Source organism: Nocardioides sp. NPDC057767, from assembly GCF_042798275.1.
Lineage (GTDB): Bacteria > Actinomycetota > Actinomycetes > Propionibacteriales > Nocardioidaceae > Nocardioides.
The window spans coordinates 1-13257 of record NZ_JBHVKJ010000021.1 but is presented as its reverse complement, the minus strand read 5'-3'; the positions used below and the strand labels follow the sequence as shown (position 1 = coordinate 13257).

At 70.9% G+C, this 13257-nt stretch carries 14 protein-coding genes and 1 tRNA gene; 4 read left to right on the top strand and 11 right to left on the bottom strand.

The genetic code is table 11. The features are described from left to right. The first annotated feature begins 72 nt into the window (after positions 1-72). Positions 73-1353: a cation:proton antiporter gene (locus ACFVDI_RS12735; RefSeq protein WP_378905240.1), complete on the top strand. Its 1281-nt coding sequence runs from the start codon at positions 73-75 to the stop codon at positions 1351-1353. A gap of 17 nt (positions 1354-1370) precedes the next feature. Here ACFVDI_RS12735 and ACFVDI_RS12730 read toward each other — a convergent pair whose 3' ends face one another. Both ACFVDI_RS12730 and galT read right to left on the bottom strand, forming a co-directional pair. Continuing rightward, complete coding sequence (locus ACFVDI_RS12730) at positions 1371-1607, bottom strand: hypothetical protein (RefSeq protein WP_378905237.1); 237 nt, start codon at positions 1605-1607, stop codon at positions 1371-1373. 53 nt (positions 1608-1660) lie between these two features. Further along, entirely contained in the window at positions 1661-2767 is a 1107-nt protein-coding gene (gene galT, locus ACFVDI_RS12725) for a galactose-1-phosphate uridylyltransferase (RefSeq protein WP_378905234.1), read from the bottom strand. Between the two features lie 83 nt (positions 2768-2850). Between galT and ACFVDI_RS12720 the strand changes: the two genes are divergently transcribed. Next, the gene (locus ACFVDI_RS12720) at positions 2851-3669 is read left to right on the top strand and encodes a DeoR/GlpR family DNA-binding transcription regulator (RefSeq protein ID WP_378905231.1); all 819 of its coding nucleotides are present in this window, start codon (positions 2851-2853) and stop codon (positions 3667-3669) included. Positions 3670-3723: 54 nt separating this feature from the next. Here the strand turns inward: ACFVDI_RS12720 and ACFVDI_RS12715 are convergent. From ACFVDI_RS12715 to ACFVDI_RS12700, 4 genes are all read right to left on the bottom strand, one after another. After that, positions 3724-3796 (bottom strand) — tRNA-Asn (locus ACFVDI_RS12715). A 66-nt stretch (positions 3797-3862) separates the two neighbouring features. Continuing rightward, the gene (gene dnaG, locus ACFVDI_RS12710; protein ID WP_378905228.1) at positions 3863-5749 is read right to left on the bottom strand and encodes a DNA primase; all 1887 of its coding nucleotides are present in this window, start codon (positions 5747-5749) and stop codon (positions 3863-3865) included. A 10-nt stretch (positions 5750-5759) separates the two neighbouring features. Next, positions 5760-6566 carry a carbon-nitrogen hydrolase family protein gene (locus ACFVDI_RS12705; protein ID WP_378905225.1) on the bottom strand — a complete coding sequence of 269 codons (807 nt, stop codon included), beginning with the start codon at positions 6564-6566 and terminating at the stop codon, positions 5760-5762. An 84-nt stretch (positions 6567-6650) separates the two neighbouring features. Then, positions 6651-7583: a 2-hydroxyacid dehydrogenase gene (locus ACFVDI_RS12700; protein WP_378905222.1), complete on the bottom strand. Its 933-nt coding sequence runs from the start codon at positions 7581-7583 to the stop codon at positions 6651-6653. Between the two features lie 65 nt (positions 7584-7648). On the opposite strand from ACFVDI_RS12700, the gene ACFVDI_RS12695 reads away from it, so the two are divergent. Continuing rightward, positions 7649-9034, top strand: coding sequence for a GntP family permease (locus ACFVDI_RS12695; RefSeq protein ID WP_378905219.1), 1386 nt, complete (start codon positions 7649-7651; stop codon positions 9032-9034). Here the strand turns inward: ACFVDI_RS12695 and ACFVDI_RS12690 are convergent. Genes ACFVDI_RS12690 through ACFVDI_RS12670 form a run of 5 tightly spaced genes read right to left on the bottom strand, consistent with a single transcriptional unit; the run spans position 9031 to position 12251 of the window. Beyond that, on the bottom strand, positions 9031-9660 hold the full coding sequence (locus ACFVDI_RS12690; RefSeq protein ID WP_378905216.1) for a maleylpyruvate isomerase family mycothiol-dependent enzyme: 630 nt from the start codon (positions 9658-9660) through the stop codon (positions 9031-9033). The genes ACFVDI_RS12695 and ACFVDI_RS12690 overlap by 4 nt on opposite strands. Beyond that, positions 9660-10139, bottom strand: a complete 480-nt coding sequence (locus tag ACFVDI_RS12685; RefSeq protein ID WP_378905213.1) for an SRPBCC family protein — start codon at positions 10137-10139, stop codon at positions 9660-9662. The genes ACFVDI_RS12690 and ACFVDI_RS12685 overlap by 1 nt, the downstream gene beginning before the upstream one ends. Further along, the gene (locus ACFVDI_RS12680) at positions 10136-10480 is read right to left on the bottom strand and encodes an ArsR/SmtB family transcription factor (protein ID WP_378905210.1); all 345 of its coding nucleotides are present in this window, start codon (positions 10478-10480) and stop codon (positions 10136-10138) included. Before ACFVDI_RS12680 ends, ACFVDI_RS12685 begins: the two co-directional genes overlap by 4 nt. 42 nt (positions 10481-10522) lie before the next feature. Further along, the gene (locus ACFVDI_RS12675) at positions 10523-11767 is read right to left on the bottom strand and encodes a deoxyguanosinetriphosphate triphosphohydrolase (RefSeq protein WP_378905207.1); all 1245 of its coding nucleotides are present in this window, start codon (positions 11765-11767) and stop codon (positions 10523-10525) included. Positions 11768-11789: 22 nt separating this feature from the next. Continuing rightward, on the bottom strand, positions 11790-12251 hold the full coding sequence (locus tag ACFVDI_RS12670) for an Rrf2 family transcriptional regulator (RefSeq protein WP_378905204.1): 462 nt from the start codon (positions 12249-12251) through the stop codon (positions 11790-11792). Between the two features lie 80 nt (positions 12252-12331). Between ACFVDI_RS12670 and ACFVDI_RS12665 the strand changes: the two genes are divergently transcribed. Next, complete coding sequence (locus ACFVDI_RS12665) at positions 12332-13174, top strand: SDR family oxidoreductase (RefSeq protein ID WP_378905201.1); 843 nt, start codon at positions 12332-12334, stop codon at positions 13172-13174. Positions 13175-13257 lie beyond the last annotated feature (83 nt).

Below are 13257 nucleotides of genomic sequence, written 5' to 3'. Positions count from 1 at the left end.
TCCTGCATAACCTGGTGGAGCAGGCAGAGGCCGGACTCGACCGACGACGCGACGAACAGGGGCGATGCAGCTATGACCGCCGACCTCGCCTACGTGGTGATCGGTGCGAGCCTGTTGCTCGCCATCGTGCTTCCCGACCTCCTCAGGCGCTGGGCGATCTCGGCGCCGATGGTGCTGGTCGGCATCGGCATGCTGATCGGGCTCACCCCGCTCCCCGACGGCCTGCCCCTGGACCCACGGGCCAACCGGGTCGCGATCGAGCACGCCACCGAGCTGGTGATCATCGTGGCGCTGATGGGCGTCGGCCTGGCGCTCGACCGGCCCCTCGAGCTCCGCAACCCCAGGAGCTGGCGCCGGTGGTCGGCGACCTGGCGGCTGCTGGTGATCGGGATGCCGGTCACGATCGCCGCGGTCGCGCTCCTCGGCTGGGCCGCCGGCCTGGCGCCTGCGGTCGCTCTGCTCCTGGGCGCGGCGCTGGCGCCCACCGACCCGGTCCTCGCCTCCGACGTCCAGGTCGCCGGCCCGCAGACCGGCGACCACGAGGTCGACGAGAGCGACGAGCTCCGCTTCACGCTCACCTCGGAGGCCGGCCTGAACGACGGCCTGGCGTTCCCGTTCGTGTACATGGCGATCCTGCTCGCCACCGAAGGCGCGGTGTCGCACTGGGCTCTGGAATGGGTCGGCTTCTACCTGGTCGCCAAGGTCGTGATCGGCGTCGTCGCCGGGATGCTCGTGGGGAGGACGCTCGCCTACGTCGCGTTCCGGTCCAGCAACCGGGCCCTGCGCGTGGCGGAGCGGGGCGAGTCGCTCCTCGCGCTCGCAGCGCTGGTCGCGTCGTACGGCGTCGGCGAGGTGCTCGGCGGCTACGGCTTCCTCTCGGTCTTCGTCTGCGCCATGTCCTTCCGCTCCGCCGAGCGCTCGCACGACTACCACGCGGCCATGCACGAGGTCGCCGAACGACTCGAGCGCCTGCTGACGCTCTTCGTGCTGCTCGTCCTCGGCATCGCGCTCACCCGGGGTCTGCTCGAAGCCCTCGACTGGCGCGGGATCGCCATCGGGCTGGCGCTGATCCTGGTGCTGCGTCCGGCCGCGGGGATGCTGGCTCTCACGCCGTGGGCGGGGCGCACCAAGGGCACGGCGGCGCTCACCCGGGGTCAGCGGTGGGCGACGGCATTCTTCGGGGTACGCGGCGTCGGCTCCGTCTACTACCTCGCCTACGCCGCCGGGGAGCACGAGGCACTGGCCCAGGACTGGCTGTGGTCGACGGTCGCCTTCACCATCGTCGCCTCCGTGCTGATCCACGGAGTCCTCGCCACCCCGGTGATGGCGCGCATCGATCCGGTCCGGCGATGACGGTCAGGTTGCCTGCCTCAGGCGGGCCCACCCTCGCCGCTGTCGGCGGCGAGGAGGTCGACGTCGACCTCTTCCTGACGGGAGATCCGCTCCGTGACGAGCTCCTGCTGCTCCTCGGTGAGGGTCACCCCGGCCTCGTGCAGCGCCTTGCCGAGCTCGTCGCGAATGGTCCCCTCCGGCGCGGTCTCCTGCCACGCGGTGACTCGTTCGACCACACCCTGAAGCGCCTGTACGCGGGCATCATCCTGATTCATCTCAGTCATCTGCTCGCGGTACCCGGCCCGGTCGAGGACATGCGGACGGTCGCTCAGACCGGGTTGTCCGCGTCCGCGCGGGCGATCGCCTCGCGCAGTCGCACTGCCTGCTGCTCCGGCGGGATGTCGGCCACCCAGGCCCCCATCGCCGCCTCGCTCCCGGCCAGGTACTTCAGCTTGTCGGCCCCGCGACGCGGGCTGGTGAGCTGGAGGGTGAGCCGGACGCTGTCGCGGTGGGAGCGCACCGGGGCCTGGTGCCAGGCGGCGATGTAGGGGGTCGGATCCTCGTAGAGCGCATCGACGCCCCGCAGGAGCCGCAGGTAGAGCGTGCTCAGCTCCTCGCGCTGGGCGTCGGTGGTCGCCGCGAAGTCCGGCACCGGGGCGTGCGGCATCAGGTGGACCTCGACCGGCCAGCGGGCGGCGTACGGGACGAAGGCGGTCCAGTGCTCGCCGGCCAGGACGACCCGCTCGCCGGCCTGCTCGAAGGCGAGGAGGTCGGCCTGCAGGCTCGGTCCGTACTCCTCGATCGCGGCGAGCAGGCGCTGCGTCCTCGGGGTGATGTAGGGGTAGGCGTAGATCTGGCCGTGCGGGTGCCGAAGGGTGACCCCGATGGCCTCGCCGCGGTTCTCGAACGGGAAGACCTGCGCGACTCCCGGGATGGCCGAGAGCTCGGCGGTGCGGTCCGCCCAGGCCTCGATCACCGTCCGCGCGCGCTCGCGCGACAGCGAGCCGAACGACCCCTCGTGCTCGGGGCTGAAGCAGACCACCTCGCAGCGCCCGACAGCCGGGGCGCTGCGACCGAGCGCGAGGCCGGAAAGATCCGCTGGCCCCTCCCCCGGCTCCGGGCCGAACGAGGGCGACCGGTTCTCGAAGACCGCGACGTCGTACGCCGACGGGATCTCGGAGGGGTTGTCCGGCGTCTGCGGCGACAACGGGTCCAGATGGGCCGGCGGCAGCATCACCCTGGTCTGCCGCGCGGCCGCCACGGTGACCCATTCGCCGGTCAGCACGTCCTGGCGCATCTGCGCGGTCGAGGGCCGCGGGGGCAGCTCGCGCCCGTCGGATGCACGTTCGGCCGGCAGGGTCGAGCCGGGATCGTCGAAGTAGATGAGCTCGCGCCCGTCGGCCAGCGTGTGGACCTGTTTGGGAATCCCCGTCACAGCTCGAAGGCTAGATCTCTTTCGTTATCGAAATCAACTCTTTCGCATTGACAAATCTGGGGGTGGGTGAGCAGCATGTCCGCATGCCCGAGCCCGTGGAGCATCTGCCGACCGAGGAGCGCCGCGCCCGGATCCGCGAGCTCGTCGAGGAGCGCAGCTTCATGCGGGTCGTCGACCTCAGCGAGACGTTCGGCGTCTCCACCGTCACGGTGCGTACGGACCTGGAGGCCCTCGAGCACGGCGGCGTCGTCCGGCGCATCCGCGGCGGCGCGATGCCGGCCGAAGGCCTGCGCGAGCGCCCCTTCGAGGAGGTCCAGGTCGACGCGGCCCCGCAGAAGAGGGCCATCGCCCGCCTCGCCGTCGACCAGCTCACCTCCGGCATGAGCGTCCTCCTCGACGTCGGCACCACCACCGCCGCCATCGCCGCCGAGCTGGTCCGCCGGACCGACCTGGTCGACATCACCGTGATCACGAACGGGCTCTCGATCGCCCTCTCCCTGGAGCCGGCCCTGCCCCGCCTGCAGGTCATCGTCACCGGCGGCACACTCCGCCCGCTCCAGCACTCCCTGGTCCCGCCGCTCGCCGACACCGTCCTGAGCCGCATCCGCGCCGACCTCGCCTTCATCGGCTGCAACGGCGTCGACGTCGAGGCCGGCATCACCAACATCAACCTGCCCGAGGCGGAGCTGAAGCGAGCGATGATCGCGGCCGCCTCCCGCGTCGTCGTCACCGCGGACAGCAGCAAGATCGGTCGCGTCCATCTCGGCCGCGTCGCCGAGATCGGCCGGATCGACACTCTCGTCACCGACAGCGATCACAACCGCCCTGCCCTCGACGCGCTCCAGGCCGACACCGACCTCGAGGTGCTCGTCGCGACCAGCGCCGAGACTCGGCCCACCTGATGGAACGAAGAACTCCGCCTGCCCTGTTAGACCAGGTCAGACGGAGTTTCCTTGCTCCCCCGGTTGGACTCGAACCAACAACCCTCCGGTTAACAGCCGAATGCTCTGCCAATTGAGCTACAGGGGAATCGCACCTTGCGGCGCGGGTGAAACCTTAGCAACCCGGAAGCGGCGATCGGAAATCGGGAGGCCCTCATTCGGCGACCAGGTTGCGCAGGCCTCGACGGTGCTGCTCGAGGGCGGCGAGCTGGGCGAAAAGACGGTTGTAGGACTCGGGGTCGGCGGCCGCGTCGGAGCGCTGCAGACGGCTCTTCACGTCGGCGATGCGGCGCTGGTCGAGGAGCTCGAGGAGGCGTACGACATATTGCAGGACGTACGCCGAGTCGGGCTCCTTCGCGGACGGGATCGGCTCCACGGCGAGCTCGGCGAGGATCCTGCTGACGAGCGGGTCCGAGGCGGCGGCGCTGAGCTTCTGGGCCCAGCCGGCGTCGCCGGTGCCGGCGCCCGGTCCCCCGAGGCCGGCGATGATCTCCCACAGGGCCCGGTAGAGCGGGTGGGTGAAGGCCTCGGGGGTGATCTCGCTGGTGGTGCGGCCCAGGGCGACCGGGTGCTGCACGAAGAGCTTGAGGGTCTCCCGCTCGACCGTGAAGCGGGGCTCGCGCGGGTGCGGCATGGGCGGGCGGCGCGGCGCCGCAGGTGCCTCGATGGGGGCGGCGGCGACCTCGCGCCGGGGTGGAGCGGCCTGGGGCGCCGGGCGACCGGCGGCGCGGCGTACCTCTCTGGCGGCCTCGTCCGGGTCCACACCGAGGAAGCGGGCCAGGTCGCGGGTGAAGCCCATCTTCTTGGACTCGTCGCGCACGGAGGCGACCAGCGGGGCCGCCTCGCGAAGGGCGTCGACGCGGCCGTCGGCGCGGTCGAGGTCGTACTTGGCCGCGACGTTGCGGAGGACGAACTCGTAGAGCGGGACCCTGTTGGCGAGGAGCTCGCGGACCGCCTCGTCGCCCTTCTTGATCCGCAGGTCGTTGGGGTCGAGGCCGTCGGGCTCGACGGCTACGTAGGTCTGCGAGGTGAAGTTGCCGTCACCCTTGAACGCCTTCAGCGCCGCGGCCTGGCCGGCGGCGTCTCCGTCGAAGGTGAACACGACCGCGCCGCGCAGCTGCTGGTCGTCGGAGATGAAACGGCGCAGCACCTTGGCGTGGTCGTCGCCGAACGCGGTGCCGCAGGTGGCGACCGCGGTCGTGATCCCGGCGAGGTGGCAGGCCATCACGTCGGTGTAGCCCTCCACGATCACCGCCTCGCGGGTGCGGGCCATCTCCTTGCGGGCCAGGTCGATGCCGTAGAGGACGTGGGACTTCTTGTAGATCGGCGTCTCGGAGGTGTTGAGGTATTTCGCCTCGATCCGGTCGTCGTCGAAGAGCCTGCGCGCACCGAAGCCGATGACGTCGCCGCCCGACTCCCGGATCGGCCACATCAGCCGGCCACGGAACCGGTCGTAGTGGGACCGCCCCTGCGCCACCAGCCCGGCGGTCACGACCTCCTCGTCCGAGAACCCGCGCGCACGTAGGTGGCGGTAGAGGTCCTCTCCCCCGCGGGGCGAGAAGCCGACACCGAAGTGCGACGCGGCATCGCGGTCGAACCCCTTCTCGGCGAGGAACTGCCGCGCGACCACCGCATCCGGGGTCAGCAGCTGCTCGACGTAGAACTCGGCGGCCACCTTGTGGGCCTCGACCAGCTTGCCGCGGCCGGGACCCCGACGCACCGGCGCCTCGTCGCCCTCCTCGCGCTGGACCTGCACGCCGACCTTGTCGCCGAGCCGCTCGACAGCCTCGAAGAAGCTCAACCCGTCGAGCTTCATCACGAAGTCGATGACGTCGCCGCCCTCGCCGCAGCCGAAGCACTTGTAGAACCCGCGGCTCGGGTTGACGTTGAACGACGGCGACTTCTCGTCGTGAAACGGGCACAGGCCCTTGTAGGTCCCCGGTCCCGCGCGGCGCAGCGTGACGTACTGGGAGACGATGTCGTCCAAGCGCGCCTTCTCGCGCACCTCCTGGATGCTCGTCTCCTTGATGCGGCCCGCCACGAGGTGAATCCTACGGGGCGGCGATGGAGAGGGTGCGCCGCCGGCCGAGGTCGGCCCGGTGGTCGGCCCACATCCGCTGCTCGTCGCGGACCCGCGCCACCTCCGCCGGGTCGATCGTGGCGACGACCATGCCCGGAGTGCTGTCGTCGAGGCGCTCGATCGGCCGGCCGAGCGGGTCGTAGACGGCCGAGCCGCCGATGAGGCCGAGCGGTCCCCCGACGAGGCCGGCGAAGGCGACGTACATCGAGTTGTCCAACGCCCGGGCGGCATAGTGCAGGTCGCGTCGGTGACCGCCACCGGGGAAGTAGGCGCCGGTGTTGAGATAGAGGATCGCGCCGTCGGCGGCGGCCGCGGCGGCGTGCTCGGGGAAGTTGGCGTCGTAGCAGACCGACAGCGCGACCCGGACGCCGTCGATCTCGATCGTCGTACCGTGATCGCCGGGCTCGAAGCGCTCACGCTCGGGTGGGTAGAGGTGCTGCTTGTCGTACGCCGCGACCGGCTCCTCCCCCGGCGCGATGACCAGGGTGGTGATCGCCCTGCGGCCGTCTCCGGATCGAGCGAGAGGCGAGTTGAGCACCAGCACCGCGCCGGTCTCCTCCACCGCGGCCTGCGCCGGAGCGAGCCAGCCGGCGTCGTCGAGCGTGGGCAGCGGACCGTCGAAGACATCGAGGTCCCACGAGGTGGTGAACGTCTCCGGCAGCGCGATCAGGCGAGCGCCCTTCGCGGCCGCCTCGCGGACCCGGTCCGCGGCTGTCGCGACGTTGGCGGTCACGTCACCTGGAACCGCTGTCTCCTGGACGACTGCCATGCGAAGCATGCTGTCGACCCTATCCGGCGGGATAGTCCAGGGAGTTTCCGTCGCTCTACCGGTGAGTAACCGACGGAAACTCCCTGGACTATCTCAGTAGTCCCCCGACATCACGTTCGCCAACGGCTCCCCGGCAGCGAACCGCTCGAGCTGCTCGCGGACGACCCGGTAGGCGCGCGGCCACATCGCGCTCGAGGCGCCACCGACGTGCGGGGTGATGAGCAGGTTGGGCGAGCTCCACAGCGGGCTCTCGGCCGGGAGCGGCTCGGTCTCGGCGACGTCGATGGCTGCGTGGATCCGCTCGGTGGCGAGCTCGGCGACCAGGTCGTCGGTCGCGACCACGCCACCGCGGGCGACGTTCACCAGCAGCGCGCCGTCCTTCATCCGGCCCAGGAACTCGCGGTCGACCAGGCCGCGGGTCTCATCCGTCAGCGGCGTGACCAGCACGATCACGTCGGCCTCGGGCACGAGCGCGTCGAGCTCGTCGAAGCCGTGGACACCGTCCCGGGCGGTGCGCGCGACCCTGACCACCTCGGTCTCGAACGGGAGCAGCCGCGCCTCGACGGCCCGGCCGATCGCCCCGTAGCCCACGATCAGGACCCTCTTGTCTGCCAGCGACGGGAACCAGCCCGGCCGCCAGGCGTGCTCGTCCTGATGACGTACGTGACCAGGAATGCCCCGTAGCGACGAGAGGATCAGCGTGACTGCGAGCTCCGCGGTCGAGGTGTCGTGGATGCCCCGTCCGTTGCACAGGGTCACGCCCTCGGGGATGTGGCCGCGGGCAGCGTCGACCCCGGCGGTGAGCAGCTGCACCACCTGGAGCGATCTCATCTGGCTGACCACGTCGAAGATCCGCGACCCGAGCATGTAGGGCGGCAGATAGAAGGCCACCTCACCGACCGAGTCCGGCACCTCGACGCGGGAGCCCGCGAATCGGGTGTGGTCGAAGAGCTCGAAGCGGAGGCCGCGGGGCACCTCGCCCAGCTCGGTGGGGTCGAAGGGCAGCCAGACCAGAGGATCGCTCACACCGGGAGACTCTCATACCCCCGTAGGGGTGACCTCGATCACACCGCGTCGCTAGGGTGACCGCCATGGATCCGCTGGCACCGGCACACCCCACGTGGGTGATGCTCCTGATCGCCGCAGTCGCGGTGGCCGTACTCCTCGTCCTGATCGCCAAGGTCAAGCTGCACGCCTTCATCGCCCTCGTGCTGGTCAGCGCGGTGACCGCGGTGGTTGCCGGCATCCCGGTCGCCGACGTGCCGACCGCGATGCTGACCGGCTTCAGCGCGACGCTCGGCTCGGTGGCGCTGCTGGTGGCGTTCGGCGTGATGCTGGGACGACTGCTGGAGGTGACCGGCGGGGCTCAGGTCCTCGCCGACACGCTCATCGGGGTCTTCGGCGCGAAGCGGGCGCCCCTCGCGCTCGGCGTCGCCGCCCTGATCTTCGGCTTCCCGATCTTCTTCGATGCCGGGCTGGTCGTCTTCCTGCCGATCATCTTCGCGGTCGCTCGGCGCTTCGGCGGCTCGATCCTCGTCTACGCCCTGCCCACCGCCGGCAGCTTCGCGGCGATGCACGCGGTCGTGCCACCCCACCCCGGCCCGGTCGCCGCCGCCACAGAGCTCGGCGGCGACATCGGCCTCATCCTGCTGATCGGCGTCCCGGTCGCCGTCCTGGCCTGGTTCCCCGGCGCCTACCTCGTCGGCACCCGGCTCGGCGCCCGGTTCAACCCGGAGCCGACCAACGTCTTCACGAACGGCGGCACCGACGACGCGTCGGAGAGTGAGACCGCTCCCCCACCGTTCGCCACCGTCGTGCTCCTCCTGGCGCTGCCCCTCGTCCTGATCGGCCTCAACACGGTCGTCAGCACGCTCCGCGCCGCCGGGACGGTCAGCGACGACGCCACCTGGGCCAGCGCACTGGTCCTCATCGGCCAGACTCCGGTCGCGCTGCTGATCACCGTGCTCGTCGCCATCTTCGTGCTCGCCCCCGGCCGGTTCCCCATCGGCCGGGCGAGCGAGATCCTCGACCAGGCGCTCGGGCCGATCTGCGCGATCATCCTGATCACGGGCGCCGGCGGAATGTTCGGCGGCGTGCTGCGCACCAGCGGCATCGGGGAGGCGCTGTCGACCTCGCTCTCGGACCTCGGCATGTCGCTCATCGTGCAGGCGTTCCTGATCGCGACCCTGCTGCGGGTCGCCCAGGGCTCCGCGACGGTCGCGCTGACCACCACCGCCGGTCTCATTTCCGCCCAGGTCGCCGCGGCCGGACTCGGCAGCTTCGACATCGCCCTGCTCGTCTTCGCCATCGCCGCCGGCGCGACCGTCCTGTCACACGTCAACGACTCCGGATTCTGGCTGGTGAGCCGATTCTTCGGGATGGACGTGATCACCACCCTCAAGACCTGGACGCTCCTGGAGACCACCCTCGGCCTCTCGGTCTTCGTGATCGCCTCGGCGCTCTGGGTGGTCGTCTAGCCCTGCACCCGGCTCGCCAGGGTCGCGAGCCCCGGACCGGCGAGCTCCGGGAGCGCATCGGCGCGTCCGCAGACCGCCATCAGCAGCGCCTCGCCCGGACCGGTGACCTCCGCACCGCTTCCGTGGGACCAGTCGAGATCGCTGGCCACGAGCCGAAGCCCCTGACCGTTCCGCTTCGCCGGCAAGGGCGGGGCGATCATCGCGAAGCCGAGGACAGGAACGAGACGCTCGGCCGGCACCCGGCGCGGCTTCCCGAGCGCACGACGGATGTCCTGGTGGTGGATGAGGCCGTCGGTGAGCCCGATCCGGGCATCCGCCACCGCCGTCGGCCCCGACGGCTTCGCGTGCTCACGCACATAGGCGATCAGCTCGCCGGAGGTCCGGGCCCCGAACTCCTCCAGCCGGCGCTGGTTCATGGTGCCGAAGCTGAACCCCTGGCGCGCGAACCGGCCGAGGAAGCCGACCAGCCCGACCTCCTCGTAGCTGATCAGGTGCGCGACGACGTCGCGCACCGTCCATCCGCTGCACAGCGAGGGGCGGTCCCACTGCTCCGGCGTCAGGGTCTCGAGGAAGTCGGCGAGGTCGCGCCGCTCGGCGGTCGCGAGCGCGGTCCGGTCGACCTTCATCAGGCCTCCGCGAGGGCCCGGAAGCGCTCCAGGTAGATCCCCCAGGCGCTGTCGCCCGCGGCCCGGTCCCGCCAGCCCTGCCACCCGGCACCGTGCCGGTCGAGGTGCCGGTGCTCGAGACGTACGCGGGTCTGCTCAGGCCCCACGGAGGTGAAGCTGAACTCGACCTCGCTGCACCGGGCCGGGTCGGGCTCGAGGTGGAAGTCGGGGGTGATGTCCCAGGAGATGACCAGCCGGTGCGGCGGGTCGACGACGAGGACGCGGGCCCACTGACAGGTGCTGCCGTCGACGCCGCGGTCGTAGACGCGGCCGCCGACCTGCGGCTCGAGCACCGTCTCGGCGATCTCGACAGGCAGCATGTTGTGATCACGCGGCTTGATCCGGTCGAAGTCCTCGGTGAAGACCTTGAAGGCGTGCTCGACGGGTACGTCGACAGTGATCTCCAGGTCCACGGACGTGGGTTCTCGGGTGATGCTCATTGCTGCTCCTTCTGCTCGCTGTGCTCGCTTACTCCTCGCTCTGCCCGGTAGCCGGCCTCAGCCACCTGCTTGAACGACTGCAACGCCTGGGTCCAGTACGTGTCCAGCTCGGCGCGCAGCTCGGCCAGGCCCTCGAGCCGGGCGTGATAGATCCGGCGCCGGCCGGCCGGCGTCATCGACACCAGGCCGGCCTCGCGCAGGATCTTGAGGTGCTGGGACACCGCGGCCATGCTCACCGGCAGCGCGTCGGCGATCTCCCCCACCGAGCACGGTCCGGCGGCCACCCGCGCCAGGACCTGGCGGCGGGTGGAGTCGGAGACGGCGTACCAGACATCGTTCACGTCATTTAAGGTACCGCTTAAATGACGTGACCGCAATGGCGCTCACGCTCGCCGGCAGAGCCTTTCGTGCCAGGCGAGCGCGGTGATGTCGGTGAGCGAGGCGACCTGGTCGATCACGACGCGGAGCCGGGCGGCGTCGTCCGCCGCTTCGCGCCAGTCGTCGGCGAACTGCCGGTCGAGGCCAGTGGGCGCAGTGGCGACGAGGTGCTCGACCAGCTCATCGAGAACACCCCGCTGACGGTCCATCTTCGCGGCTCGTTCGTCGGTGCGCATCACGTAGTGCGCCGCGATCCCCTTCAGCAGCGCGATCTCCAGGCGGGTCCGCTGCGGCACCACCAGGTCGGCGCCGTAACGGGCGTAGGGGCCGCCACCGGCGGCGTACGTCGCCTCCTTCACGGCCCCGCAGAACCGGCCGATGACGTCGGAGGTCAGGTTCTTCAGCATCGCCTGAGACCGTCGCGAGCCGTCGTACGCGGCACCCTCCGCGATCCAGCACCCGGCCGCGCGGAGGTCGGCGATCGTCGAGACCGCGAGGGCACGGTCGAAGCCGGGGACGTACCAGTCGGCGACCGTCTCGGCGACGCCGTCGAGGTCGAGCCGAGCAAGGTCGATCTTCCCGGCGACGATGCCGTCCTCGACGTCGTGGACGGAGTAGGCGACATCGTCGGAGAGGTCCATGATCTGCGCCTCGACGCACTGCCGCTGCCCGGCATCTGCTGCGCGCAGCCAGGTGAAGACCGGCAGGTCGTCCTCGTAGACGCCGAACTTCGCGCCCTTCCGCTCACCGAATCCCCACGGGTACTTGGTGCACGCATCCAGCGTCGCCCGGGTGAGGTTGAGCCCCACCGAGCGCCCGTCCGCGGCAAAGGTCTTCGCTTCCAGGCGGGTCAGGATCCGCAGCGTCTGCGCATTGCCCTCGAACCCACCGATGTCCTTGGCCTTCTCAGCGAGCACGTTCTCGCCGTTGTGGCCGAACGGCGGGTGGCCGAGGTCGTGCGCCAGGGCCGCCGTCTCGGCGATGTCGGGCTGCGGCGAGCCCGGCCCGTTGAGGGCACGCGACAGGTCCCGCGCGACCTGGGCGACCTCGAGCGAGTGGGTCAGCCGGTTGCGTACGAAGTCGTCGGCCTGCGGCCCCACGACCTGCGTCTTCGCCGCCAGCCGCCGGGTCGAGGCGGCGTGCACCACGCGGGCGCGGTCGCGCTCGAACTGCGTACGCTCCGGCGCAGCCACCCGCTTGGGCGGCTCGGCGACGATCCGCTCGCGGTCAGCGGCCCCGTATAGCTCCACAGTCCGAGAGGCTATCGCTGACTCACGGCAGGAGCGCGGCGAAGTCCGCCGGGTCGAAGCCGGAGTCGTCGAGGATGTCGTTGAGCGTGATGCCCTCGAGCTCGACCAGGACGGCCTTGGCCACCCGGCGATCGAGGTCGGTCAGCACCCCTTGGATGCTCGCGCCGACCGGACACGCGGGGTTCGGGCCATGGATGCCGAGGACGGGATCATCGCCCTGCAGCACCTGCCACACCTGGGCGAGGTTGGCGACACCGGGATCGGCGGCGAGCTCCCATCCCCCGTGGGCGCCGGGGCGGGAGCGGACCAGGCCGGCCGCACGGAGCGGCCCGAGCACCTTGCGCACATGGACCGGGTTGACGGCAGTGCTCCCGGCCAGCTCGTCGGAGCTGACCGGAGTCGTGCGCCCGGCGGCCGCGCACGAGGCGAGGTAGGTCAGGACATGGACCGCCACCGCGAAACGGGTGTTCGTCGGGCTGGCCATACCCCCATCTTGCCTTATTGCCATCGTTATGACTACATTTGAAGAACCGTCATCACCGTGACTACAGATAGGACTCCTCCATGACCATCGCCATCACCGGCGCCTCCGGCCAGCTCGGCCGTCTCGTCGCCGACCAGCTCCTCGACACCGTCGACCCCGCCGAGGTCGTGCTCCTCACCCGTGACCCCGCCAAGCTCGCCGACTACGCGGCACGCGGTGCCGACGTACGTGCCGCCGACTTCGACAAGCCCGAGGAGCTGGTCGACGCCTTCGCCGGCGTCGAGCGCGTCCTGCTGATCTCGACCGACGTCGTCGGCGCCCGCGTCGAGGGCCACCGCAACGCCATCGACGCCGCCGCCAAGGCGGGCGTACGCCACATCGCCTACACCTCGGTGCCCGAGCCGACCCCGGACAATCCCGCCGGCGTCGTCGCCGACCACGCCGCCACCGAGGAGGCGCTGCGCGAGAGCGGCCTGGCCTGGACCATGCTGCGCAACAACCTCTACGCCGACATGCAGGTCGACTCCGTCGCCCAGGCCGCCGCGAGCGGACAGCTCGTCACCAACGCCGGCGACGGCGGCGCGGCCTACGTCGCCCGCGCGGACTGCGCCGCGGTCGCCGTCGGCGTGCTGACGAGCGAGGGGCACGAGGGCAAGGCGTACGACGTGACCGGCCCGCAGGCCTACACCGCGGCCGACCTGGCCGAGCTCGCCACCAAGCAGTCCGGCAACCCGGTCGAGGTCGTCCAGGTCGACGACGAGGCCTACACCGCCGGTCTCGTCTCCGCCGGGGTCCCGGACTTCATCGCCCCGCTGTTCACCTCGTTCGGCACCGCCACCCGCCTCGGCAAGCTCGCCACCGTCACCGACGTCGTCGAGAAGATCGGTGGTCGTACGCCGACCCCACTGAGCGCCCTGATCTGAGCCGCCAGACCCTCCACCGAGTCGGCGCATCTGTCCCACCGCACGACGCCGAGTCGGCGCAACTGTCCCAGCACCTTGGGACC